Origin of the sequence: Phycicoccus sonneratiae (assembly GCF_016887965.1) — a bacterium.
In the GTDB taxonomy this organism is placed as follows: Bacteria; Actinomycetota; Actinomycetes; order Actinomycetales; family Dermatophilaceae; genus Phycicoccus; species Phycicoccus sonneratiae.
In genome coordinates this window covers 304200-328332 of sequence record NZ_JAFDVD010000008.1, presented here as the reverse complement: position 1 = coordinate 328332, position 24133 = coordinate 304200, and the positions used below count along the sequence as shown (strand labels likewise).

Genomic DNA, 24133 nt, shown 5'->3' with positions numbered 1-24133 from the left:
TCAGCGGATGGTCTCGCCCGGCCCGATCCCGACGATCCACACGCGGGTCGCGGCGGCCTCGGCGTCGTCGAGCTCGAGGCTCACGCGCTGGCCGACCCGCAGGTGCAGCAGGCCGCTGTCGACGAGCGCGGCCAGGGGTACCGCCACCTCGCGACCGTCGTCGAGCAGGGCGCTGCCGCCCTCGTCTCCCGGGATCCGGTGGATCGTCGCCTGCACGCCCGGCAGGGTAGCGCGGGCGAGGGCCGCACGCGTGTGCGGGCCGACCCCGGCCGCGATGGCTTCCGCGAACGATGCCGCGTCGTCGACGTCGCCGCGCAGCCCCGGGGCGTCCACCTCGACCCGCTCCCACCCCAACCCCTCGTGCGCCGCGGCGCTGCCCGGGCCGAACCGGGTCGGCGGGACGGTGCACGGTCGGCCGGCGGGGTCGACGAGCGGCAGGACCAGCAGGGCGGTGCCCGTGCCGTCGGCGTCCGGGACGACCACCGGCCCCCGGCCGCGCGCGGCGGCGAGCGCCGTGAGCAGCTCCTCGGGGCGCAGGGCCGGGTGGTCGGCGAGCAGGACGCCGACGGTCCCGGCGCCGAGGGCCACCGCGGCCGCGAACCCGGCGGCGACGGCGGGGTCGAGCCCCTCGCCGGGATCGTCGACGACCCGGAACCCGTCGGCCGTGACCCCGAGGCGGACTCCGCGGTCGGACGTCACGACGAGCACGACGGCGTCCGGGAGGGCGGTGGCCGCGGCCGCGAGGGTGTCGCGGGCGAAGGCCTCGGCGAACGCCCGCCGGGTCCCCTCGGGCAGGTCGAGGCGCGACTTGGCGAGCGGGCCGCCCTTGACGGGGACGACGAGCGCGTGGTCGGGGGGAGTGCCCACCCCCCGATCCTGACAGGCCGACGTGGCACGCTCGACATCACCCCGACCGCGGACCAGAATGCGGTGACCCCCCGCACGGAAGGCCCCAGGTGAGCACCCCCACGGACAACTCCCGTCCCTTCGGCTACCGGTTCGCCATCGCCGTGCTCCGTCCGCTCTTCCGGGTCCTGACCCGCCGGGACTGGTCCGGCGCCGAGCACCTGCCGACCGAGGGTGGCTGGGTCGTCTGCCCGAACCACGTCTCGCACGTCGACCCGCTCGCCTTCGCGCACTTCCTCGTCGACCACGGCCGCTCGCCGCGCTTCCTCGGCAAGAACGAGGTCTTCCGGGTGCCGTTCGTCGGCGCGGTGCTGCGTTCGGCCGACCAGATCCCGGTGTACCGCGAGTCCGGCCGGGCCGCCGACGCCTACCGCGCCGCCGTCGAGGCCGTGCGGGCCGACAAGTGCGTCGCCATCTACCCGGAGGGGACGCTGACCCGCGACCCCGACCTCTGGCCGATGCGCGGCAAGACCGGAGCGGCCCGGGTGGCCCTCGAGACCCGGTGCCCCGTCGTGCCCGTCGCCGTCTGGGGACCCGAGCAGCTGCTCCCGCCGTACGCGAAGCGGCCACGACCGTTCCCGCGCAAGGTCATGCACGTCCGGGCCGGGGCGCCGGTCGACCTCGAGGACCTCCACGGCCTCCCGGTCACGACCGAGGTCCTCGCCGAGGCCACCGCGCGCATCATGGCGGCCATCACCGCCGAGCTCGAGGTGCTGCGCGGCGAGCGCGCCCCGACCGTCCGCTTCGACCCCCGCCGGGCCGGCGTCACGCCCACCGGCCGACCCCGACCCCTCGAGGAGGCCTCGTGAGCCGCGCCGCCGTCTACGGAACCGGCAGCTGGGGGACCGCCTTCGCGGCGGTCCTCGCCGACGCCGGCACCCCCGTCACGATGTGGGGCCGGCGCGAGGAGGTCGTGGCCCAGGTCAACGCCGGGGTCAACGAGGACTACCTCCCCGAGCTGCGGCTGCCCGCGACCGTCCGGGCGACGACCGACCCCGCCGAGGCGGCCGACGGCGCCGACGTCGTCGTCCTCGCCGTGCCGTCGCAGACCTTGCGCGACAACCTCGGCGCCTGGGGCTCGGTGCTTCCGGGCGATGCCGCCGTCGTCTCGCTCATGAAGGGTGTCGAGCTCGGCACGACGAAGCGGATGTCGGAGGTCATCGCCGAGGTCGGCGGGGTCGACGACGAGCGGGTCGTCGTGGTCTCCGGGCCCAACCTCGCGCGCGAGATCGCGGCCAAGCAGCCCGCGGCGTCGGTGGTGGCCTCCCGCAGCGAGCACATGGCCGAGCGGGTCGCCGCCGCCTGTGCCGCACCGTACTTCCGCCCGTACACCGGCACCGACGTCGTCGGTACCGAGATCGCCGGCGCGGTGAAGAACGTCATCGCCCTCGCCGTCGGGATGGCCGAGGGCCTCGGGATGGGCGACAACTCCAAGGCCTCGATCATCACCCGCGGGCTCGCCGAGACGATGCGCCTCGGCACGGCGGTGGGCGGCGACGCCGTCACCTTCGCCGGGCTCGCGGGCGTCGGCGACCTCATCGCCACGTGCATGTCGCCGTTGTCGCGCAACCACTCCTTCGGGGTGCGGCTCGGCCAGGGGATGTCGGTCGACGAGGTGGTCGCCGTGACGAAGCAGACGGCCGAGGGCGTCAAGTCGTGCACCTCGATCCTCGACCTCTCCCGGGCCCACGGCGTCGACGTGCCGATCATCGAGCAGGTCGACGCGATGATCCGGCACGGGCGCACGGCCCAGGAGGTCGTGGCCGCGCTGCTCAGCCGTCCGCGGAAGGCCGAGACCGACTGAGGGCCGAGGACAGGTCGCGCCAGAGGTCCTCGACGTCCTCGACGCCGACCGAGAGGCGCAGCAGGTCCTCGGGCACCTTCGCCGGCTCGTTCGGCTGGCGGCGGCGTCGCTCGAGGAGGCTCTCGACCCCGCCGAGGCTCGTCGCGTGCACCCAGACCCGCGTCGCCGCGGCCACCCGCTCGGCCCCCTCGGCACCGCCGGCGACCTCGATGGCGACGATCGCCCCGAACCCCGGGTAGCGGACCCGGTGGACGGCCGGGTGCTCCGCGAGCCGGCCGGCGAGCTCGGCGGCGTTCGCGCAGGCGCGCTCCAGGCGCAGGTGCAGCGTGCGCATCCCGCGCAGCGCGAGCCAGGCCTCCATCGGACCGGGGATGCCACCGTGCAGCTGCCGGTGCCGGTACAGGCGGTCGTGGAGCGCCCGGCCCGGGTCGGTGCGGCCGGTGACGACGGCGCCGAGGAGGACGTCGCTGTGGCCGGCGAGGTACTTGGTGACCGAGTGGACGACGACGTCGGCCCCGTCCGCGAGCGGTCGCTGGAGCAGCGGGGTGGCGAAGGTGTTGTCGACGACGCTGAGGACGCCGTGCTCGCGGGCCGCGGCGGTGAGGGCGGGCAGGTCGGCCACCTCGAGCAGCGGGTTGGTCGGCGACTCGAGCCAGAGCAGGTCGGCTCCGGGCAGCGCCGCGACGACGGCCGCGGTGTCGGTGAGGTCGACGCGCCGCACGTCGGCGGCCCCGGCCGCCTCGAGGTCGCCGACGGTGGCCATCACGCCGTTGTAGGCGGCGTCGGGCACGACGACCGTGCCGCCGTGGGGCAGGAGGGAGAAGGCCGCGGCGACGGCGGCCATCCCCGAGGAGAGGACGAGCGCGTCACCGCCCTCGAGGTCGCCGAGCGCCGCCTCGAGGGCCGACCACGTCGGGTTGCCGCCGCGGCCGTAGGACACTGCACCGTCCGCGTGGTAGGTGGAGGTGAGGACGAGGGGCGCGCCGACCTGGGCGCCGGGAGACGCCGGTTCGCGCCCGAGCGCCACGAGGCGCGTCGCGGGCGCGAGGTCGTCGGAGCCGGGGGAGGGGCCGTCGGTCACGGGGCCCACCCTAGGGGCGGCTAGAGTCGCGTGCGATGACCGATCACCCCGCCGACCGGATCCGCGTCGCCCTCGTGTTCGGGGGCCGCTCGTCGGAGCACGCCGTCTCGTGCGCGACCGCGGCGAGCGTCCTCGAGGCCCTCGACCGTGACCGCTACGACGTCGTCCCCGTGGGCATCGCCAAGGACGGGCACTGGGTGCTCGCCGCCGACGACCCCGAGCCGCTGCGCCTCGCGCCCGGGCACGTCCCCGAGGTCGACGGCGGGTCGGCGAGCGTCATCGTCCCGACGTCGGCCACCGACCGCACCCTCGTCGTCCACGAGGCCGGGCAGCCGCCGCGGACCCTCGGCGAGGTCGACGTCGTCTTCCCGCTCCTCCACGGCCCGTTCGGCGAGGACGGCACCATCCAGGGCCTGCTCGACCTCGCCGACGTCCGGTACGTCGGCTCCGGCGTCACCGCGTCGGCGGTGATGATGGACAAGGCGATGATGAAGACCGTGCTGGCCGCCGCCGGGCTGCCGGTCGGGCCGTACGTCGTCGTCACCGACCGCGAGTGGCGCCGCGACCGGGCCGCCGCGATGGACGCCGTCGGCGCACTGACCTTCCCCGTCTTCGTCAAGCCGGCCCGCGCCGGGTCGAGCATGGGCATCACCAAGGTCTCGTCGATGGAGGGGCTCGAGGCCGCGATCGAGACGGCCCGCGAGCACGACCCCAAGGTCGTCGTCGAGCAGGGCATCGTGGGGCGTGAGATCGAGTGCGGCGTGCTCGAGGGCCACGGCACCGACGCCCCCCGGACGAGCGAGCTCGGCGAGTGCGTCGTCGTCCAGAACCACGAGTTCTACGACTTCGAGGCCAAGTACCTCGCCGCGGACGACATCCGGCTCGAGACGCCGGCCGACGTGCCGACGCAGGTCGCCGAGCGCATCCGCGAGATGGCCGTCGTCGCGTTCGAGGCCGCCGGGTGCGAGGGGCTGGCGCGCGTCGACTTCTTCCTCACCGGGGAGGGCGAGGTCCTCGTCAACGAGGTGAACACGATGCCGGGGTTCACGCCCAGCTCGATGTACCCGCGGATGTGGGCCGCGACCGGCGTCAGCTACCCGCAGCTCATCGACGAGCTCGTCGCGCTCGCGCTGGAGCGCCGCACCGGCCTGCGCTGACCGACTACCGTCGATCTTCGTGGAGGACGTCGGGACGGATGCCTGGCGCCGAGCGCGATGCCGCGATGAGGGCGGGGCGGGAGATCTCCTACTGCGGCCGACCGCCCACTCCGCCGCCGTCCGGGCACTGACGCGGCGGGCGGACCGAGAGGCAGAGCGGCGGGTGCGGGGACGCAGCGTGCGAGCGGGCGCCCGGCCGTGGGGCACTCTGCCTGTCAGTACGTCCCGGGAGGCGGTCTCAGCGGCACTCGAGGCCGTTGCGCGGCAAGGCCTTCGCGACGGCGTCGAAGGCGGGGAGGAGCAGGGGGGCCGGGTCGTAGTCGCCGGGCACGAGCACCTCGACGGCCGGCTCGGTGCCGAACGACGTGAAGCGGGTGCCGTCCGAGAGCGCCTCGGGGATCCAGCCGACGCCGTCGACCTCGACGCACTCGGTGTCGGTGGGACCGGGCGCGGCGACCCCGCAGCGCGCGACGACGGCCGGGTCGCCCCAGGCCGCGACGGCCGGGTCGGCAGGGTCGGTGTCGCGGCGGTCCATCCCGCTGACCGTCGTGGGCCACGCGGCGGACGCGCAGGCCGGGGCGCCGGCGCCGCCGGGGACGGAGACGTCGACCGCGGAGGAGCACCCCGACAGCACGACGGCGGCAACGCCGAGCGCTGCCGCCGTCGGGCGGAGTCGGTGCGGGGTCAGACGTGGACCACCGTGCACGTGAGCGTCCGGGTGATGCCGTCGGTGTCCTGGATCCGCGAGATCACGAGCTTGCCGAGCTCGTCGACGGTGTCGGCCTCGACGCGCGCGATCACGTCGTAGGGGCCGGTGACGTCCTCGGCGAGGACCACGCCCTCGATCTCGGCGATCGTCGCGGCCACGGCCGCGGCGCGACCGACGTCGGTCTGGATCAGGATGTAGGCCTGGACCACTGCAGCTCCACTCTCGTCGGGTCGGCGGGTCGTCGGTGACTCCGCCGGGCACCCTGCCCTGTCGGGCGGGACGCACCGCAGACGCTACCGTGCCGGTGGTCCGGACGTCACCGCGGGGAAGCCCAGGGAGGAACAGCGATGGAACGCCTGCGCGACCTCGACGAGTCGGCCCTGCTCGCGCGGCTGTTCCCGCTCTACGAGGACGCGGTGCCCCGCTCGCCGCAGGCCGTGCCGGTGGGTCCGGGCGACGACGCCGCCGTCCTCGCGGCCCCCGGCGGCTCGGTCGTCGCGACGACCGACGGGATGGTCCGGGGCCGCGACTGGCGCGACGAGTGGTCGAGCGGACACGACGTCGGGGTCAAGGTCACGGTCCAGAACCTCGCCGACGTCGCGGCGATGGGCGCCGTGCCGACCGGCCTGCTCGTCTCGCTCGTCGCCGACCCCGACACGGAGGTGTCGTGGGCGCTCGACCTGGCCCGGGGCATCGCCGCGACCGCTGCCGACGCCGGCGCGCCGGTCGTCGGCGGCGACCTGTCGTCGGGGCCGGCGGGCGTCGTCGTCGTCACCGTCACGGCGCTCGGCGACCTGCGCGGCCGCCGCCCGGTGCTGCGGTCCGGGGCGCGGGCGGGCGACGTCGTCGCGGTGTGCGGCTCGCTCGGCCGGTCCGGGGGCGGGCTGGTGCGGCTGCTCGCCGGGGCGCTGCCGGGGGCCGACGAGCTCGTCCGGGCCCACCTCGCGCCGCGCCCGCCGTGGGAGTCCGGCCCGGTGGCCTCGGACGCCGGCGCCAGCGCTCTCGTCGACGTCTCGGACGGTCTGGTCACCGACCTCGGGCGGGTGGCCCGGGCCAGCGGGGTGGCGGTCGACCTCGACGGCCGGGTGCTGCGCGACCGGTTCGCCGACGGCCCGCTCACCGCCGCGCTCGGCACGACCGAGGCGCTGCACCAGGTGCTCGCCGGCGGCGAGGAGCACTCGCTCGTCGGCTGCTTCCCGGCAGGGACGGACCTCGCGGCGCTACCGGGGGAGCCCTGGGTCGTCGTCGGGCGGGTCGGCGAGGTCGGGCCGGCGGGGCCGCGGGTCACCGTCGACGGCGTCGTCCCGGACGCCCGGGGGTGGGACCACTTCGCCGGCCCCTGAGCGCTCCCCGGACACACGGAACGGGCGGCCTCCACGAGGGAGGCCGCCCGTTCCGGGGTGCGTCAGTGCCGGGTCAGCGCTTGACCTTGCCGGCCTTGAGGCACGAGGTGCAGACGTTGAGCCGCTTCGGGGTCACACCCGCGTCGCCCACCAGAGCCTTGACCCGCTGGATGTTCGGGTTCCAGCGGCGCTTGGTGCGGCGGTGCGAGTGCGAGATGTTGTGCCCGAAACCGGGGCCCTTGCCGCAGACGTCGCAGGTGGCAGCCACGGGAGATCTCCTGATGCAGTACTGGTCAGTGGTCGTCGGCGCAGCACTCACGGGCGCATGCGCAACCGGACAAGCGTAGCCGAGCCCCACCCGCCGGACCAAAACGGCCTCCGGGCCGGCGACGGGGCACCCCGTTACCCTGAGCCCGTGCCCGACGTGTTCACCGCCGACGACGCCCGGCACTGGGCCCTCCTCACCCGGGCCGCCCTCGCCGCGCGCCGCACCGAGATCGACGAGCTCAACGTCTTCCCGGTGCCCGACGGCGACACCGGCACCAACCTCTACCTCACCCTCGACGGCGCGATCGACGACGTCGTCGCCACGCACGGTGCCCGCGGGGTGCTCGGCACCGCCGACCTCGTCGAGGAGTGCCGCACGCTGCGCCGGGCGGTCCTCATGTCGGCGCGCGGCAACTCCGGGGTCATCCTCAGCCAGGTCGTCGGCGGGCTGTGCGACGTCGTCGTCGAGCGCGAAGCCGCCCAGGTCGACACCGCCCTGCTCGTCGAGTGCCTCGAACGCGGCGCCGCCAAGGCCCGGGCCAGCGTCGCGCACCCGCAGGAGGGGACGATGCTCACCGTCGCCGACGCCGCGGCGGCCGCCGCCCGCCGGGCCGGTGACGCGGGCGGGTCGATGTCCGAGGTCTCGGCCGCCGCGGTCGAGGCGGCCACCGAGGCCCTCGCACGCACGCCAGAGCAGCTGCCCGCCCTCGCCCGCGCCGGGGTCGTCGACGCCGGGGGAGCGGGGTGCGTCCTCCTCCTCGAGGCGCTGCACCGGGTCGTCACCGGGGCCTGGTCGGCCGACGACCGGCTGCTCACGACCGCCGAGGACCTCGGCCGTCCCGAGTGGCACGCGGCCGCGGGCCCGGTCGCGGACGCGGGGTCGTCCGACGACGCCGGTCCCGACGGCCCGGCCTTCGAGGTGATGTACCTCCTCACCGACACCGACGCCGCCGCGGTGCGGACGCTGACCACCGCCCTCGACCGGCTCGGCGACTCGCTCCTCGTCGTCGGTGGACCCGACCTGTGGAACGTCCACGCGCACGTCGACGACGCCGGCGCCGCGGTCGAGGCCGGGATCGCGGCGGGCCGGCCCGAGCGCATCCGCATCACGCACCTCCCGAGCCAGGTCGCGGCCCGCGAGGAGGTCGTGCCCGTGGGCGTCGTCGCCGGAGCGGCCGGCCCCGGCGTCGCCACGCTCCTCGAGGAGGCCGGGGCGGTCTCGGTGCCCTTCGGCCCCGGGCGCCGGATCTCGGCGAGCCAGCTGCTCGACGCTGCCCGGCGCACCGGCGCCTCGGCCGTCGTCGTCCTCCCCGCCGACCCCGACGGCCTCATGGCGGCCGAGGTCGCGTCGGAGGCGGCGGCCGGCGACGGCCTCGAGGTGCACGTCGTCCCCGCGCGCACGACGGTCCAGGCCCTCGCGGCGCTCGCCGTCCTCGACCCCGAGCGCTCGGTGCACGCCAACGTCGTCGCGATGACCGGTGCCGCGGTCTCGACGCGGCACGGTGCGGTGACCGTCGCGACGAAGGAGGCGCTCACCTGGGCCGGCGTCTGCCACCCGGGCGACGTCCTCGGCATCGTCGACGGCGACGTCGCCTTCCTCGGCTCCGACCTCGCCGACTCCGCGCGCGACGTCCTCGAGCGGCTGCTCTCGGCCGGCGGTGAGCTCGTCACCCTCGTCACCGGCGAGGACGCCGAGGCCGGGCTCGCCGAGCGCACCGCCGCGGCGCTGGCCCGCGAGCGCCCCGAGGTCGAGGTGGTCGTCATCGACGGCGGCCAGCCCGTCTACCCGCTGCTCATCGGGGTGGAGTGACGTGGCGACCGAGGCCAGCCGGCTCAAGCCGATCATCGCCGCCGCCGCGGACAAGTTCGCCAAGCACCGAGACATCCACACGGTCGGCGACCTCCTCGCGTTCTGGCCGCGCCGCTACCGCACCCGCGAGGCCGACCTCGGGTCGGTCGTGCCGGGCGAGTTCCTCGTCGGCGTGGCCGAGGTCAAGGCCGCGCACACCCGCCCGATGCAGAAGCGCCGCGGCACGATGCTCGAGGTCGTCATCACCGACGGCCGCAACGACCTCGACATCACGTTCTTCAAGGCCTGGGGGCACGAGCGGGCCCTCGTCCCCGGCGCCCGGGGCATCTTCGCCGGCACCGTCGGCACGTACCGGGGGCGCAACCAGCTGACCCACCCCGGCTACACGATGCTCGACGACTTCGACGCCGGCCACCGGCGCGACCTCATCCCGATCTACCGGGCCGTCGGCAACCTCCACACCTGGACGGTCACCGAGTCGGTGCGCCGCGTCCTCGACGTCCTCGACGACGTGCCCGACGCGGTCCCCGAGGAGGTGCGCGCCCGGCGGAACCTCCTGTCCCGCACCGACGCACTCCGCGGCATCCACGGCCCGGACACGATGGCCCAGGTGGCGGCCGCCCAGGAGCGACTGCGCTACGAGGAGGCGTTCGTCCTCCAGACCACCCTCGCCCAGCGGCGGCGGGCCTCCTCCGGCACCGCCACCCGTGCCCGGGCCGGGCGCACCGACGGCCTGCTCGCCGCCTTCGACGAGCGACTCCCGTTCTCGCTCACCGACGGCCAGCGCGAGGTCGGCGAGACCGTCGCGGCCGAGATGGCCCGCGAGGTGCCGATGCACCGGCTGCTCCAGGGCGAGGTCGGCTCCGGCAAGACGGTCGTCGCGCTGCGGGCGATGCTCCAGGCCGTCGACTCCGGCGGGCAGGCGGCGCTGCTCGCCCCCACCGAGGTGCTGGCCGGGCAGCACCACCGCACCATCACCCGGATGCTCGGCGACCTCGCGGAGGACGGGATGCTGGGCGGCGCCGAGAAGGGGACGCGCGTCGCCCTCCTCACCGGCGGCCAGTCCACCGCCGAGCGGCGCAAGGCCCTCCTCGACGTCGTCAGCGGCGACGCGGGCATCGTCGTCGGCACCCACGCCCTGCTCCAGGAGCACGTCGACTTCCTCGACCTCGCCCTCGTCGTCGTCGACGAGCAGCACCGCTTCGGGGTCGAGCAGCGGGATGCCTTGCGCGGCAAGGGGTCCACCCCTCCCCACGTGCTCGTCATGACCGCCACGCCCATCCCGCGCACCGTCGCGATGACGGTCTTCGGCGACCTCGAGACCTCGACGCTGCGCGAGCTGCCGGCCGGTCGGGCGCCCATCACCACGCACGTCGTGCCGGAGGACAAGCCGGGGTGGATGGAGCGCACGTGGGCCCGGGTCGGCGAGGAGGTGCGGGCGGGTCGGCAGGCCTACGTCGTGTGCCCGCGGATCGGCGACGACGACGCCCCCGACGAGGGGTCGGTCATCACCACCGAGGCCCCGCCCGACGGCGACGACGAGGCCGCGCCGCCCCCGCGTCCCCTCAAGAGCGTCACCGCCGTGGTCGCCGACCTCGCCGAGGAACCCTCTCTCGCAGGGCTTTCCGTCGAGGTGCTGCACGGCCGGATGCCGACCGACGAGAAGGACGCCGTCATGGGCCGGTTCCAGCGCGGCGAGACCGACGTCCTCGTCTCGACGACCGTCGTCGAGGTCGGGGTCGACGTGCCGAACGCCAGCGTCATGGTCGTCATGGACGCCGACCGCTTCGGCGTCAGCCAGCTGCACCAGCTGCGCGGGCGCATCGGTCGTGGCGGGTTCCCCGGCCTCTGCCTCCTCGTCACGGGCACCGACGCGGAGGCCGCGCTGACCCGCCTGAACGCCGTCGCCGCCACGACCGACGGCTTCGAGCTGGCCCGCCTCGACCTCTCCCAGCGCCGCGAGGGCGACATCCTCGGGGCCGCCCAGCACGGCCGGCGCACGCAGCTGGAGTTCCTCCACATCCTCGAGCACGAGGACGTCATCGAGGCCGCGCGTGAGGACGCCTTCGCGCTCGTCGAGGCCGACCCCGCGCTCGCCGGCCACCCGGTGCTCGCCGAGGCCGTCCGGGCGCGGGTCGACGCCGAGCAGGCGGCCTACCTGGAGCGCGGATGACCCGCATCATCGCCGGCACGCACGGAGGGCGGACGCTGCGCACGCCCCCCGGCTCGGGCACCCGCCCGACGAGCGACCGGGTGCGCGAGGCCCTCTTCTCTGCCCTCGAGGCCCGCGACGCCGTGCGTGGGGCGCGGGTCCTCGACCTCTACGCCGGCTCGGGGGCGCTCGGGCTCGAGGCGGTCAGCCGGGGAGCCCGGTCGGCCGTGCTCGTCGAGTCGGACCGGCGGGCGGCGGCGACCATCACGGCCAACGTCCGGGCGCTCGGTCTGGAGGGCGTGCGGGTGCGCGCCTCCACCGTCGCCGCCGCGCTCTCGGGCGAGCCGGGCCCCGACGAGGCCGTCGACCTCGTCCTCGTCGACCCGCCGTACGACGTCGGCGAGGGGGCGCTGGCCGCCGTCCTCGAGCGGCTGGTGCACGGCCGGCTCGCGCCCGACGGGCTCGTTGTCGTCGAACGGTCTTCGCGCTCACCGGAACCCGTGTGGCCCGACGGCCTGGAGCGCGACGGCAGGGCCCGGCGCTACGGCGAGACGACCGTCTGGTTCGCGGTCCGCGGCTGAGCCCGTCGAACCGACGACGCCGTCCCCGCAGGTCGGCGCGCTGCTCTGACAGGATCGGGGGATGAGCGACTACGAGATCCCCCGGCCGGTCAGCGGCGACGTCCTCGAGCGCATCCTCGAGGACCACCGGCTGTTCGAGGACCTGCTGCGCGAGGCCCGGCGCACCGACACGGACCGGGCGGCCGCCCGACAGGCGCTCGCCGAGGTGCTCGTGGCGCACGCGACGGCCGAGGAGGAGACGGTCTACCCGACCCTGCGCCGGAAGGCCGCCGACATCACCGCGCACGAGGCCGAGCACGGCGAGGAGGAGCACGCCGAGATCATCGAGGCCCTGCTCGCCTTCCTCCGGGCGAAGGGCACCGACACCGACAAGTACGACGACGCCCTCGAGGACCTCGCGACGGTCGTCAACCACCACTCGAACGAGGAGGAGCAGACCATCCTCAACCCGGCCCGCGAGGAGGTCGACCTCGAGGTGCGCGAGCGGCTCGGCATCGACTGGCTGACCCGCCGCAACCAGCTCCTCGAGCAGGGGTGCGCCTCGGAGGAGCAGGTCGCCGCGCTGCTCGACGAGGCGGTCGACGAGGGCACCCTGGCGCCCGAGGGGGCGCGCGAGGAGGCCGAGCGGATCAAGGACGAGGCCAAGGAGGAGGCCGAGGAGGTCGAGGACGCCGCCAAGCGCGACTGACCCGGCCGCCCCCTTGCTAGGTTGGCGCGCGTGAGCGAGCGCGTGCGCCGGGCGGTCTGCCCCGGCTCCTACGACCCGGTGACCCACGGGCACCTCGACGTCGTCGCGCGCGCCGCGGCCCTGCACGACGAGGTCGTCGTCGCGGTCCTCCACAACCCGGCCAAGGCCGGCACCTTCACCCCGGAGGAGCGGGTCGCCCTCGTCGAGCACGCCGTGGCGGCCGCCGGCCTGGCCGACCGGGTGCGGGTCGAGGCGTTCGGCGGGCGGCTGCTCGTCGACGTCTGCCGCGAGGTCGGGGCCGACGTCGTCGTCAAGGGCCTGCGCGGCGACACCGACTTCGCGTACGAGCTGCCGATGGCGCTGATGAACCGGCACCTCACCGGGGTCGAGACCGTGTTCCTGCCGGGCGAGCCGTCGCTGGCCCACGTGTCGAGCTCGCTCGTCAAGGAGGTCGTCCGGTACGGCGGCGACGTCGACGGGCTCGTCCCCGTCGAGGTCCGTGACGCCCTCGTCGCCCGGCTGCGTGACGGTCGCTGAGCTCGCGCCGGCGCGCGCCGCCGGGGCGCCCGGCGCCGGGGCGCCCGGCGACGGGTCCGCCGAGCCGCCGCGCCGGGGGTTTCGGCCCGACATCGAGGGGCTGCGCGCCGTCGCGGTCCTCAGCGTGCTGCTCTACCACGCCGGCCTCCCGGTGCACGCCGGCTTCGTCGGCGTCGACATCTTCTTCGTCATCTCCGGGTTCCTCATCACCGGCCTGCTCGTCGCCGAGCTCGACCGCACCGGCACCGTCTCGTGGCCGCGCTTCCTCGGGCGGCGCATCCGGCGGCTGCTGCCCGCGGCGGTGCTCGTCCTCGTCGTCACGTCGTTCTTCTCGTGGCTGGTCGTCCCGGGGCTGCGGCTGCGCTCGGTCGGGCACGACGTCATCGGCGCCGCGACGTACGTCGTCAACTGGGTGCTCGCGGGCCGGGAGGTCGACTACCTCGCCTCCGACGCCCGCCCGTCACCGGTCCAGCACTTCTGGAGCCTGTCGGTCGAGGAGCAGTTCTACGTCGTCTGGCCGCTCCTCCTCGTCGCGCTGGCGTTCGTGCTGCGCCGGCTCGGGCGCACCCCGGACCGGCGCACCGTCGGGCTGGCCCTCGGGGTCCTCGTCGGCGCGTCCTTCCTCTGGTCGGTGGGGTACTCGCACTCCTCGCCGGCTCCGGCCTTCTTCGTGACGACGACCCGGGTCTGGGAGCTCGGGGTCGGGGCCCTGCTCGCGGTCTGGCTCACCGGGCGCGAGCGGCCGGCCGAGCCGTCGCCGGCGTCGGTCGCGCTCGGCTGGGCCGGGCTCGTCGCGCTCGTCGTCGTCGCGGTGCGGCTGCCCACCGACGTCGACTGGCCCGGGGCCTGGGCCCTGCTGCCGACCCTGCCGACCGCCCTCGTGCTCTGGTCCGGATGGCACGGGTCGCCGCACGGGCCGGTCCGGCTGCTCGGCACCCGCCCGATGGTCCGCATCGGCGGGCTCTCGTACTCGATCTACCTCTGGCACTGGCCGGTCCTCGTCCTCGGCGACTGGAGCGCCGAGTGGCTCACCGGCGACCCGCTCGCGGGGTGGGCCAAGGTCGCCCTCGCCGCCGCGTCGGTGTGGCCGGCGTGGGTGTCGTGGCGCTTCGTCGAGCAGCCCCTGCACCACGGGCCGTGGCTGCGGACCCGTCCCCGCGCGCTGCTCGCCGCCGGGCTGGCGCTGTCGTCGGTCGGGGTGCTCGCCGCGCTCCCGCTGCTCCCGGTGCGCACCCCGTTCGTCACGACGCCGCCCGGTGGCCGGATGCCCGCCGACGGTGACCTCGGGGCCGGCACCGTCGTGCCCGGCCGCGCCGTCGCCGACGCCGGCGACCCCGGCTGGGTGGTCCCCGACCCGCTGCGAGCCGGGGAGGACCGCCCGGCCGCCGACGTCGACCGCTGCCAGGTCGACGCCGCGGCCACCGAGCCGGTCCGGTGCACCTTCGGCGACCCGCAGGGCCCCACGACGATCGCCCTCGTCGGCGACTCCAAGGCGATGCAGTGGCTGCCGGCCCTGCAGGCCCGGGCCGGCGAGCAGGGGTGGCGCATCGTCACGTACGGCAAGTCGGCCTGCGCCTTCGCCGACGCCCCCGCGGCCGCGCCGGGGTCGGCCTACCCCGAGTGCGACGCCTGGAACGCCGCCGTCGTGAGCGCCCTCGCCGAGGACCCGCCGGACCTCGTCGTCACCTCCGGGGTGGCACGCGGGGCCTGGGACGGCCGGCGCGCCGACGCCGACCTGCTCGTCGACGGCTACGCCCGCCGCTGGTCCGCGCTCGCCACCGCGGGCTCGCCCGTGGTCGTCGTCGGCGACAGCCCGCTCTCCCCGGACGACCTCGACGTCTGTGCCGCCCGCCACCCCCGCGACCTCGAGGCCTGCACGTTCGACGCCGCGCCGGGCGTCGCGGGCAGCGGCCTGCCGGTGCAGCGCCGGGCCGCCGCCGTCGCGGGGGAGGGCGTGCGGCTGCTCGACCTCACCGAGCGGATCTGCCCCGGAGGACGCTGCCCGGTGGTCATCGGGCACGTCGCCGTGCACCGTCCCGGTGACCACCTCACCGCCACCTACGCCCGCACGCTGGCCCCGGCCGTGGCGCAGGCGCTGACCTCCGCACTGGGCCCGCGCGACGCGGGCTGACGGCCCTCCGGTCGCGCCGGTTTGGGCAGGTGGCCGCGGGCCGGTAGCCTTGCTCCTCGGTCTGCGTCCGTGCGGCGTGACCCGAACCAGTCCCGACCACCCGTGAAAGCCATGTCTCGACTCGACCCCCGGTCCCCGTTGGTGCTCGACACCAAGCTCGTGGGCCGTCGGCCGGGGACGATGCACGAGCTCGAGCGGGAGGCAGGGGCGCCGAGCGACCTCGGCACCGACGTCATCCGCGTCGAGGAGGGCAGCCCGCTGCACCTCGCGCTGCGGATGGAGTCCGTCGTCGAGGGCGTCCTCGTCACCGGTTCGGTCACCGGCACGGCGACCGGCGCCTGCGTGCGGTGCCTGGACCCCGTCACCGAAGCGGTCGACGGGACCTTCCAGGAGCTGTTCGTTCACGCCGATCGACACGTCCACCACCAGGAGGTGGGGGACGAGGACGCCGACGAGGAGCAGCAGATCGAGGACGGCTACATCGACCTCGAGCCGGTGCTCCGGGACACGGTGGTGCCTGCGCTGCCGTTCCAGCCGGTGTGCCGGCCGGACTGCCCCGGCCTGTGCTCCGTGTGCGGCCAGCCGCTCGCGGAGGACCCGGGGCACCAGCACGACCAGATCGACCCCCGATGGGCGGCGCTCTCGGCCCTGGCCGAGGACCCGTCCACGACGACAGAGAAGAGGACCTGACGTGGCCGTTCCGAAGCGGAAGATGTCGCGCTCCAACACCCGCTCGCGCCGCGCCAACTGGAAGGCGACGGTGGTCGCCACGACCACCTGCCCGCAGTGCAAGGCGCCGACGCAGCCGCACATGGCGTGCCCGTCCTGCGGCACCTACAAGGGCCGCCACTTCGGCGCGGCCGAGCGCACCGAGCACCAGGGCTGACCCCGGCCCCATGGGCAAGGGCCCGGCCGCGGCCGGATCGCTCACGCCGCTGCGTCCCGTCACCGAGCTGGTCGACCACCTGTCGGAGGTCACCGGTGTCGACGTCGACGAGGCGCTGGTCCGGCGTGCCCTGACGCACCGCTCGTACGCGTACGAGATGGGCGGGCTGCCGCACAACGAGCGCCTCGAGTTCCTCGGCGACTCGGTGCTCGGGCTCGTCGTCACGACGACCCTCTACGACACCAACCCCGACGAGACCGAGGGCCAGCTCGCCAAGCTGCGAGCGGCCGTCGTCAACATGCGGGCCCTCGCCGACGTCGGGCGCACGCTCGGGCTCGGCGACTTCGTCTTCCTCGGCCGGGGCGAGGAGAGCACCGGGGGGCGCGACAAGGACTCGATCCTCGCCGACACCGTCGAGGCGGTCATCGGGGCGGTCTACCAGTGCGCCGGCATCGAGGCCGCCGGCGAGCTCGTGCACAGCCTCGTCGACCCGCTCCTCGCCCAGTCGGCCACCCTCGGGGCCGGCCTGGACTGGAAGACCAGCCTCCAGGAGATCAGCTCGCGGCACGGGCTCGGCTCGCCCGAGTACCTCGTCTCCGAGGACGGTCCCGAGCACGCGAAGTCGTTCGAGGCCGAGGTCGTCATCGGGGGCACGGTGCTGGGTCGGGGGACCGGGCGCACGAAGAAGGTCGCCGAGCAGGAGGCCGCCGCGCACGCCTGGACGGCCATCCGCGACGCCCACGAGAGCGCCACCGCCGACGGTGCCTGAGCTCCCCGAGGTCGAGGTCGTCCGGCGGGGCCTCGCCACGCACGTCGAGGGCCGCCGGCTGGTCGGCGTCGAGCTGCGCGGCCACCGCGTCGCGCGTCGCCACGTCGCCGGCCCCGAGGACCTCGCGTCGCGCCTGGCCGGGCGCCGGGTCGCCGCCGTCCGGCGCCGCGGCAAGTACCTGTGGTGGGACCTCGAGGACGGCGTCGGGCTCATCCTCCACCTCGGGATGAGCGGCCAGCTGCTCGTCGAGGACCCCGCGCTGCCCGACGAGAAGCACCTCCACGCCCGGTTCTCGTTCGAGGGCGGCGGCCCCGAGCTGCGCTTCGTCGACCAGCGCACCTTCGGCGGCCTGGCCCTCACCGACCTCGGTCACGACGGCGTGCCGCTGACCATCGCCCACATCGCCCCGGACCCGCTCGAGGACGCCTACGACCGGGCAGCCGTCGTGCGCCGGATGAAGGGCAAGGACTCGGCCGTCAAGCGGGTCCTCCTCGACCAGACCGTCGTCTCCGGCATCGGCAACATCTACGCGGACGAGGCGCTCTGGCGCGCGCAGGTGCACGGCGAGCGGCCGGCGTCGGCGCTCACGAAGCCGCGGCTGGGGACGCTGCTCGACCACGCCACGGAGGTGATGCGCGAGGCGCTCGGCGAGGGGGGCACGAGCTTCGACGCGCTCTACGTCAACGTCAACGGGGCCTCGGGGTACTTCGACCGGTCGCTCGCCGCGTACGGGCAGGAGGGCCGGCCCTGCCGGCGCTGCGGGACCCCCATCCGGCGTGAGCAGTTCATGAACCGCTCGTCGTTCTCGTGCCCGCGCTGCCAGCCGCGGCCCCGGCGGGTCAGGGCAGCGGGATCGGCTCGAGCCTGACCGGGGTGCCGGTGCGCCGCTCGGAGAGGGCGGCGAGGGCGGAGCGGACCGTCGCGCTGTAGAGGTGCGCGCCCTTGATGCTCGGGTGGATGCCGTCGGACTGCAGCATCCCGCTGGTGTCGGCGAGCGCGGCGTCCCAGTCGGCGACGACGACGTTGGCCCGGCCCGCGACGGCGGCCCGCAGCTGGTCGTTGTCGGTCTCGGCGCGCGCGTACCGGCCGTGGACGGTGAGGACGACGACCATCCGGTCGGGGCCGACGGCGTCGAGGGTGCGGTCGATGGCCCGGGCGTCGGTGCCGAAGTTCGTGCCGAAGGCGAGGACGACGGCGCGCCGCAGGCCGTCGCCGCGGCGCTTCACGAGCGCCGGCGCCTCGCTCCACCGGCGGTTGGAGCGGGCGTCGAGGCGGATCTTCGGGAAGTAGTACTCCATCGCCTGCTTGGCCCCGACGAGCATCGAGTCGCCGAAGGCGTCGATCTCCGAGCCCGCGGGCATGGTCCACGACGCGCGCGTGGTCGAGGCCTTCGCGGGCTTCGTCGCCGCGCCGGCCGACGGGGTCGGGGTGGCGCTCGGCGTGGGGGTGGCCGTGGCGGCGGCCTGCCGCGCGAGGGCCGCCTCGTTGGCCTCGATGAGCTCCTCGGTGGCGGTGCGTTCGGGGGCCGTGACGAGGACGACCGCGGTGGCGACCGAGGCGGTGACGAGCACGCCGATCGCGACCCTGGCGCGACGGGTGCCGGCGCGGCGGAGCCGGCGGGCCCCGGCCGCCAGCGCGCCACCGAACCCGAGCCGGCGGACCGGGGTCTCGACGAACCGGTACGAGAGGTCGGCCGCGGCGACGGTGACGAGCAGGGCCCAGCCGCGGGTGAGGACGTAGTCGAGGCCGCCGGGCGCGACCGGCAGGTCCTGGCCGACGACGAGGACGACCGGCCAGTGCCACAGGTAGAGGCCGTAGGAGCGTGAGCCGACCCAGCGGGCGGCCGGCAGGTCGAGGAGGGCGCGCAGCCGGCCGGGGCGCTCGACGACGACGAGGACCAGCGCGGCCGTCGCGACCGAGGCGAGGAGGATGCCGCCGCGGAAGGTGACGGGGGAGCGCTCGTCGGCGAGGACGAGCAGGCTGCCGAGCACGACCAGCGCCACGGCGCCGACCGCCCGACGGTGCCTCTCCCAGAAGGCGGTGCGCGTCCAGGCCCGGTGCGGAGCGGCGAGGGCGAGCGCGAGGGCCGCGCCGACCATCAGGCCGGTGGCGTGGGTGTCGGTGCCGTAGTAGACGCGGGTCGGGTGTTCGGGGTCGAGCCGCAGGGCCATGAGGAGCGAGGACCCGAGGGCCAGCGCGAGGGCCGCGCCGGCGCGCGCCTCGGGGCGGCGGACGACCCGGACCAGCAGGAGGAGCGCGAGCGGCCACAGGAGGTAGAACTGCTCCTCGACGGCCAGGCTCCAGAGGTTGGCGAGCAGGGTGGGGGAGGTCGAGGCGAAGTAGTCGGTGCCGGCCCCGACCTCGAGCCAGTTCGAGGTGAAGGTCAGGGCACCGAGGACCTGCCGCCCGATGCCGACGAGCAGGTCGCTCTCGGTGAGCCGGGCGAGGAGGACCGCCGACGGGACGACGAGCAGCAGCGCGGGCAGCAGCCGGCGGGCGCGGCGGGTCCAGAAGGCGCGCAGGTCGACGGACCCGGTCTCGGCCCGCTCGCGCAGCAGCAGCGTCGTGATGAGGAACCCGGAGATGACGAAGAAGACGTCGACCCCGAGGAAGCCGCCGGGGAGCCAGCGCGGGTCGAGGTGGAAGGCGATGACCGCGAGGACCGCGAGGGCCCGCAGGCCGTCGAGCCCCGGGAGGCGTCGGGAGGGGCGGGCGGTCGGCGCGGCGGGGCGCGGTTCGGTGGCGACCCCACCGCTCCCCTCGGGCCGGAGCGACTCCATGACGCAACGGTAGTGACGCGTGGTGACAGGGTGACGGAGGCGCGCGGTGGGGCGGGGCCGTGGGGTTCCTAGGATCGACGGCATGGGTGCGGACGAACAGGTCGGCGACGACGAGCGGGCGACGGTCTTCGTGCGGGGGCAGGTGCAGGGCGTCGGGTTCCGCTGGTGGACCCGGGCCCGGGCCCTCGAGCTCGGGCTGGCCGGCTGGGCACGCAACACCGCCGACGGCCGCGTGGAGGTGGCCGCGGAGGGGCCGCGGCCGGACATCGAGGCGCTGCACGCCCTGCTGCGGGACGAGCCGTCCGGTGCGGGGCGGCCGGGCCGGGTCACGTCGGTCTCGGCGCCACTGTGGTCCGAGCCGAAGGGCGAGACCGGCTTCCGCGAGCGCTGACGGGTCGACGTCGCGCGACATGCGGAGCATGGAGTGCCGATGTCCGCATGTCGCGCGATCTCGATGGTGGCGAGGCTCGGGAAGTGGGACGCGCTGGGGTGCGGGCGAGTGGGCTTCCTACGATGGGCGGGTGAGCGACATCCCCCCGGACCTCGCGCGGCTGCGCTCGAGCATCGACAACATCGACGCCGCCCTCGTCCACCTGCTCGCCGAGCGGTTCAAGTGCACCCAGGCGGTCGGCGAGCTCAAGGCCGCCGTGGGGATGCCCGCCGCCGACCCCGGTCGCGAGGAGGCCCAGGTCGCGCGGCTGCGGGCGCTCGCCGACGACTCCGGCCTCGACCCGCAGTTCGCCGAGGCCTTCCTGAACTTCATCATCGCCGAGGTCATCCACCACCACGAGCACCTCGCGGGCGGCTCCTGACCCCCACGGGTCCCACGAGCACCACGGGCCACAGGCACCACCGGGGCAGCGGCACGTCCCGCCGCCTCCCGCGCGCCCCGGTAGCATCGCCCGCGACCCGGACCCCGGTCCGGCCGCCCACCGACGAGAGACGACGACCGCCCGCATGTACCTCAAGACGCTGACCCTCAAGGGGTTCAAGTCCTTCGCCTCGGCGACGACGATGCGCCTCGAGCCGGGCATCACCTGCGTCGTCGGCCCGAACGGCTCCGGCAAGTCCAACGTCGTCGACGCCCTCGCCTGGGTCATGGGCGAGCAGGGTGCCAAGAGCCTGCGCGGCGGCAAGATGGAGGACGTCATCTTCGCCGGCACCGCCGGTCGCCCGCCGCTCGGGCGGGCCGAGGTCAGCCTGACGATCGACAACACCGACGGCGCCCTGCCCATCGACTACACCGAGGTGACGATCACCCGGACGATGTTCCGCGGTGGCGGCTCCGAGTACGCCATCAACGGCACGTCCTGCCGCCTCCTCGACGTCCAGGAGCTGCTCTCCGACTCGGGGCTCGGCCGCGAGATGCACGTCATCGTCGGCCAGGGCCAGCTCGACACCGTGCTGCGCGCGACCCCCGAGGAGCGGCGCGGCTTCATCGAGGAGGCCGCGGGCGTCCTCAAGCACCGGCGCCGCAAGGAGCGGGGGCTGCGCAAGCTCGAGCAGATGGAGGGCAACCTCACCCGCGTCCAGGACCTCACCGGCGAGATCCGGCGCCAGCTCGGCCCGCTCGGCCGCCAGGCCGAGGCCGCGCGCCGCGCCGCCGTCGTGCAGGCCGACGTCCGCGACGCCCGGCTGCGCCTGCTCGCCGACGACCTCGTCCAGCTGACGGGCATCGTCGAGCAGGAGGTCGCCGACGAGACCGCGCTCCTCGAGCGCCGCACCGCCGTCGAGGACGCCCTGGCCACCGTCCGCGGCCGGCTCTCGGAGGTCGAGCGGATGGCCGCCGACGCCGCCCCCGAGCTCGGCCGGGCCCAGGAGCGCGTCGTGCGCCTCCAGAGCCTGCGCGACCGCCTCGAGTCCACCGGCTCGGTCGCCGCCGAGCGGGTGCGCCTGCTCTCCCAGGACGAGGAGCACGAGACCACCTCCGGCCGCGACCCCGAGGAGCTGCGCGCCCAGGCCGCGCAGGCCCGCGAGGCCGAGGGCGTGCTCCTCGCCGAGATCGAGGAGACCACCGAGGGGCTCGCCGAGGCCGTGTCGGCCCGCGAGGCCGCCGAGGCCGCGTTCGCCGCCGAGCAGCAGCGCCTCGCCCGCCTCGCTCGCGCCGCCGCCGACCGCCGCGAGGGCCTGGCCAAGCTCGCCGGACAGGTCGGGGCCCGTCGCAGCCGGATCGAGGCCGCCGAGGCCGAGATCGGCCGGCTCCAGGGTCTCGTCACCGAGGCCCGCGAGCGAGCCACCGAGGCCGAGCGCGAGTTCGCCCGGCTCGAGGGCGGCATCGCCCACGACGAGGAGGGCGAGGAGGGCCTCGACACCACCTACGAGGCGGCCGCCGAACGGCTGGCCGCCGTCGAGGGCGAGATCGAGCAGCTCCTCGCCGCCGAGCGGGCGGCCGAGCGCGACCGGGCGTCCAGCCAGGCCCGGCTCGAGGCGCTCGAGATGAGCCTGCGCCGCAAGGACGGCGCGGCCACGCTCCTCGAGGCGGCCGACGACGAGCACGCGATCCTCGGCACCGTCACCGCCCTGCTGCACGTCAGCGGCGGCCACGAGGCGGCCGTCGCCGCCGCCCTCGGCTGGGCGTCGGAGGCGCTGGCCGTCGGGTCGGCCGACTCCGCCGCCGCCGCGCTCGCGAGCCTGCGCGAGGCCGACGGTGGGCGCGCCGCCCTCCTCGTCGGCGAGACCGCCAGCCCGAGCGACCCCGGTTCCTGGCCCGACCTCGGCGGCGAGGCCGTCTGGGCCCGCGACGTCGTGCGCGCCGAGGCCGCCGTCGCGCCGGCCGTCGAGCAGCTCCTCGAGCGGGTGGCCCTCGTGCCCACCGCCGGCCACGCCGTCGCCCTCGTCTCGCGCCACCCCGGCGTCACCGCGGTCACCGCCGACGGCGACGTCTTCGGCCCCGGCTGGGCCCGTGGCGGCAGCAGCGCCGGCGAGAGCCTCCTCGAGGTGCAGGCGGCCGTCGACGAGACCCGCACCGCGCTCGGCGAGGCCTCGGCCCGCGCCGAGCGGACCCGGTTCTCGCTCACCGCCGCTCGTGAGAAGGCGGCGACGATGGGCACCGAGGTCGACTCCGCCCTCGAGGCCCTCCACGAGTCCGACGCCCGGATGGCCGCGATCGCCGAGCGCCTCGGCACCCTCGGGGCCTCGATGCGCACCGCCGGCGCCGAGGCCGAGCGCGCGGAGGCCGCCATCGCCGCGGCCACCGAGCGGCTCGAGGCCGACCGCACCGAGCTCGAGGCCCTGACCACCCGGCTCGCCGAGGCCGAGGCCGAGCCGGTCGAGGAGGACGCCGACCCCTCCACCGACGAGCGCGACCGCCTCGAGCTCGAGGCCAGCCGGGCGCGCACCGGGGAGACCGAGGTCCGGCTCGCCCTGCGCACCAAGGAGGAGCGGGCCCGGGCGCTCAAGGGTCGCGCCGACTCGCTCGAGGGTGCGGCCCGCAACGAGATCGCCGCGCGCGAGCGGCTGCGCGAGCGCCGCGAGAAGCGCCGCCGCGAGGCCGAGGTCGCGGCCGCCGTCCACGAGGCCGCCGCGTGGGCGGTCGACAGCGTCGCCCGGGCCCTGACCCGTGCGGCGACCCTGCGCGACGCCGCCGAGGCCGAGCGGGTCGAGCGCGACCGGGTCGCCTCCGGTCTGCGCCAGGAGCTCGCCGGCGTCCAGGACGAGCTGCGCGACCTCACCGACGCCGCGCACCGCGACGAGATGGCCCGCGCCCGCCAGCTGGCCCGCATCGAGCAGCTGCAGGCCAAGGCCGTCGAGGAGCTGGGCATCGACCCCGAGGTGCTCGTCGAGGAGTTCGGCCCGCACCGCGAGGTGCCGCACGTCGCGGGGCCGGACGACGACCCCGACGCCACGCCCGAGCCGGTGCCGTACGTCCGCGAGGAGCAGGAGAAGCGGCTGCGCAAGGCCGAGCGCGCGCTGTCCGCCCTCGGGCGGGTCAACCCGCTCGCCCTCGAGGAGTTCGCGGCGCTCGAGGAGCGGCACACCTTCCTCACGACCCAGCTCGAGGACCTCAAGCGCTCCAAGCGCGACCTGCTCGACATCGTCCGCGAGGTCGACGAGCGGGTCGAGCAGGTCTTCACCGAGGCCTTCCACGACACCGAGGCGCAGTTCGAGCGGGTCTTCGGCCGGCTGTTCCCCGGCGGCGAGGGCCGCCTCGTGCTCACCGACCCCGACAACATGCTGACGACCGGCATCGAGGTCGAGGCGCGGCCGCCGGGCAAGAAGGTCAAGCGGCTCTCGCTGCTCTCCGGTGGCGAGCGCTCGCTCGTGGCCGTGGCGCTGCTCGTGGCCATCTTCAAGGCCCGGCCGAGCCCCTTCTACATCATGGACGAGGTCGAGGCCGCCCTCGACGACACCAACCTCGGCCGGCTCATCACCCTCTTCGAAGAGCTGCGCGACTCCAGCCAGCTCATCGTCATCACGCACCAGAAGCGGACGATGGAGGTCGCGGACGCCCTCTACGGCGTCTCGATGCGCGGTGACGGCGTGACGACGGTCGTCAGCCAGCGCATCCGCGACGTCGCCGCCTCCGCCTGACC

General features: G+C 75.6%; 23 protein-coding genes. 17 read left to right on the top strand and 6 right to left on the bottom strand.

Annotated features, from left to right (window positions below; genetic code table 11):
• Positions 1-867 carry a 2-phospho-L-lactate guanylyltransferase gene (gene cofC, locus JQN70_RS08795; RefSeq protein ID WP_204130936.1) on the bottom strand — a complete coding sequence of 289 codons (867 nt, stop codon included), beginning with the start codon at positions 865-867 and terminating at the stop codon, positions 1-3.
• A gap of 89 nt (positions 868-956) precedes the next feature.
• On the opposite strand from cofC, the gene JQN70_RS08790 reads away from it, so the two are divergent.
• Positions 957-1715 (top strand): lysophospholipid acyltransferase family protein, encoded by a 759-nt coding sequence (locus tag JQN70_RS08790; protein ID WP_204130935.1) that lies wholly within the window; start codon positions 957-959, stop codon positions 1713-1715.
• Positions 1712-2710, top strand: a complete 999-nt coding sequence (locus JQN70_RS08785; RefSeq protein WP_204130934.1) for an NAD(P)H-dependent glycerol-3-phosphate dehydrogenase — start codon at positions 1712-1714, stop codon at positions 2708-2710. Before JQN70_RS08790 ends, JQN70_RS08785 begins: the two co-directional genes overlap by 4 nt.
• Here the strand turns inward: JQN70_RS08785 and JQN70_RS08780 are convergent.
• On the bottom strand, positions 2679-3791 hold the full coding sequence (locus JQN70_RS08780) for a trans-sulfuration enzyme family protein (RefSeq protein ID WP_204130933.1): 1113 nt from the start codon (positions 3789-3791) through the stop codon (positions 2679-2681). The genes JQN70_RS08785 and JQN70_RS08780 overlap by 32 nt on opposite strands.
• A 35-nt stretch (positions 3792-3826) precedes the next feature.
• On the opposite strand from JQN70_RS08780, the gene JQN70_RS08775 reads away from it, so the two are divergent.
• Entirely contained in the window at positions 3827-4948 is a 1122-nt protein-coding gene (locus JQN70_RS08775) for a D-alanine--D-alanine ligase family protein (protein WP_204130932.1), read from the top strand.
• Positions 4949-5186: 238 nt separating this feature from the next.
• On the opposite strand, the gene JQN70_RS08770 is transcribed toward JQN70_RS08775, so the two are convergent.
• Positions 5187-5582, bottom strand: coding sequence for a DUF3515 family protein (locus JQN70_RS08770; RefSeq protein WP_204130931.1), 396 nt, complete (start codon positions 5580-5582; stop codon positions 5187-5189).
• A 50-nt stretch (positions 5583-5632) separates the two neighbouring features.
• Complete coding sequence (locus JQN70_RS08765) at positions 5633-5866, bottom strand: Lrp/AsnC ligand binding domain-containing protein (protein WP_204130930.1); 234 nt, start codon at positions 5864-5866, stop codon at positions 5633-5635.
• A gap of 138 nt (positions 5867-6004) precedes the next feature.
• On the opposite strand from JQN70_RS08765, the gene thiL reads away from it, so the two are divergent.
• Positions 6005-7000, top strand: coding sequence for a thiamine-phosphate kinase (gene thiL, locus JQN70_RS08760; protein WP_204130929.1), 996 nt, complete (start codon positions 6005-6007; stop codon positions 6998-7000).
• Positions 7001-7073: 73 nt separating this feature from the next.
• Here thiL and rpmB read toward each other — a convergent pair whose 3' ends face one another.
• Complete coding sequence (gene rpmB / locus JQN70_RS08755; RefSeq protein WP_204130928.1) at positions 7074-7268, bottom strand: 50S ribosomal protein L28; 195 nt, start codon at positions 7266-7268, stop codon at positions 7074-7076.
• Between the two features lie 147 nt (positions 7269-7415).
• On the opposite strand from rpmB, the gene JQN70_RS08750 reads away from it, so the two are divergent.
• From JQN70_RS08750 to mutM, 10 genes are all read left to right on the top strand, one after another.
• A complete protein-coding gene (locus JQN70_RS08750; protein ID WP_307835882.1) occupies positions 7416-9077 on the top strand; it encodes a DAK2 domain-containing protein in 1662 nt (553 codons plus the stop codon).
• A gap of 1 nt (position 9078) precedes the next feature.
• Positions 9079-11250: an ATP-dependent DNA helicase RecG gene (locus JQN70_RS08745; RefSeq protein ID WP_204130926.1), complete on the top strand. Its 2172-nt coding sequence runs from the start codon at positions 9079-9081 to the stop codon at positions 11248-11250.
• Complete coding sequence (gene rsmD / locus JQN70_RS08740; RefSeq protein ID WP_204130925.1) at positions 11247-11810, top strand: 16S rRNA (guanine(966)-N(2))-methyltransferase RsmD; 564 nt, start codon at positions 11247-11249, stop codon at positions 11808-11810. The genes JQN70_RS08745 and rsmD overlap by 4 nt, the downstream gene beginning before the upstream one ends.
• A 61-nt stretch (positions 11811-11871) precedes the next feature.
• A complete protein-coding gene (locus JQN70_RS08735; protein ID WP_204130924.1) occupies positions 11872-12498 on the top strand; it encodes a hemerythrin domain-containing protein in 627 nt (208 codons plus the stop codon).
• 30 nt (positions 12499-12528) lie between these two features.
• Positions 12529-13035 carry a pantetheine-phosphate adenylyltransferase gene (gene coaD / locus JQN70_RS08730; RefSeq protein WP_204130923.1) on the top strand — a complete coding sequence of 169 codons (507 nt, stop codon included), beginning with the start codon at positions 12529-12531 and terminating at the stop codon, positions 13033-13035.
• Positions 13022-15166 (top strand): acyltransferase family protein, encoded by a 2145-nt coding sequence (locus JQN70_RS20870; protein ID WP_204130922.1) that lies wholly within the window; start codon positions 13022-13024, stop codon positions 15164-15166. Before coaD ends, JQN70_RS20870 begins: the two co-directional genes overlap by 14 nt.
• Before the next feature lie 111 nt (positions 15167-15277).
• Positions 15278-15856 (top strand): YceD family protein, encoded by a 579-nt coding sequence (locus JQN70_RS08720; protein WP_204130921.1) that lies wholly within the window; start codon positions 15278-15280, stop codon positions 15854-15856.
• 1 nt (position 15857) lies between these two features.
• Complete coding sequence (gene rpmF, locus JQN70_RS08715; RefSeq protein ID WP_030527944.1) at positions 15858-16052, top strand: 50S ribosomal protein L32; 195 nt, start codon at positions 15858-15860, stop codon at positions 16050-16052.
• Between the two features lie 10 nt (positions 16053-16062).
• Complete coding sequence (rnc, locus tag JQN70_RS08710) at positions 16063-16821, top strand: ribonuclease III (protein ID WP_204130920.1); 759 nt, start codon at positions 16063-16065, stop codon at positions 16819-16821.
• Entirely contained in the window at positions 16814-17689 is an 876-nt protein-coding gene (mutM, locus tag JQN70_RS08705) for a bifunctional DNA-formamidopyrimidine glycosylase/DNA-(apurinic or apyrimidinic site) lyase (protein WP_204130919.1), read from the top strand. Before rnc ends, mutM begins: the two co-directional genes overlap by 8 nt.
• On the opposite strand, the gene JQN70_RS08700 is transcribed toward mutM, so the two are convergent.
• On the bottom strand, positions 17661-19601 hold the full coding sequence (locus JQN70_RS08700; RefSeq protein WP_204130918.1) for an acyltransferase family protein: 1941 nt from the start codon (positions 19599-19601) through the stop codon (positions 17661-17663). The genes mutM and JQN70_RS08700 overlap by 29 nt on opposite strands.
• An 82-nt stretch (positions 19602-19683) precedes the next feature.
• Between JQN70_RS08700 and JQN70_RS08695 the strand changes: the two genes are divergently transcribed.
• From JQN70_RS08695 to smc, 3 genes are all read left to right on the top strand, one after another.
• Entirely contained in the window at positions 19684-19992 is a 309-nt protein-coding gene (locus JQN70_RS08695) for an acylphosphatase (protein ID WP_204130917.1), read from the top strand.
• Between the two features lie 28 nt (positions 19993-20020).
• Positions 20021-20413 (top strand): chorismate mutase, encoded by a 393-nt coding sequence (locus JQN70_RS08690; protein ID WP_204130916.1) that lies wholly within the window; start codon positions 20021-20023, stop codon positions 20411-20413.
• A gap of 145 nt (positions 20414-20558) precedes the next feature.
• Entirely contained in the window at positions 20559-24131 is a 3573-nt protein-coding gene (smc, locus tag JQN70_RS08685; protein ID WP_204130915.1) for a chromosome segregation protein SMC, read from the top strand.
• Positions 24132-24133: the final 2 nt, after the last annotated feature.

Coding starts and splice junctions, on each gene's coding strand:
- JQN70_RS08775 (WP_204130932.1), top strand. CDS start 3,827: ATGACCGATCACCCCGCCGACCGGATCCGCGTCGCCCTCGTGTTCGGG.
- thiL (WP_204130929.1), top strand. CDS start 6,005: ATGGAACGCCTGCGCGACCTCGACGAGTCGGCCCTGCTCGCGCGGCTG.
- rsmD (WP_204130925.1), top strand. CDS start 11,247: ATGACCCGCATCATCGCCGGCACGCACGGAGGGCGGACGCTGCGCACG.
- JQN70_RS08735 (WP_204130924.1), top strand. CDS start 11,872: ATGAGCGACTACGAGATCCCCCGGCCGGTCAGCGGCGACGTCCTCGAG.
- JQN70_RS08720 (WP_204130921.1), top strand. CDS start 15,278: ATGTCTCGACTCGACCCCCGGTCCCCGTTGGTGCTCGACACCAAGCTC.
- rnc (WP_204130920.1), top strand. CDS start 16,063: ATGGGCAAGGGCCCGGCCGCGGCCGGATCGCTCACGCCGCTGCGTCCC.
- JQN70_RS08700 (WP_204130918.1), bottom strand. CDS start 19,601: ATGGAGTCGCTCCGGCCCGAGGGGAGCGGTGGGGTCGCCACCGAACCG.
- JQN70_RS08695 (WP_204130917.1), top strand. CDS start 19,684: ATGGGTGCGGACGAACAGGTCGGCGACGACGAGCGGGCGACGGTCTTC.
- JQN70_RS08690 (WP_204130916.1), top strand. CDS start 20,021: ATGGAGTGCCGATGTCCGCATGTCGCGCGATCTCGATGGTGGCGAGGC.
- smc (WP_204130915.1), top strand. CDS start 20,559: ATGTACCTCAAGACGCTGACCCTCAAGGGGTTCAAGTCCTTCGCCTCG.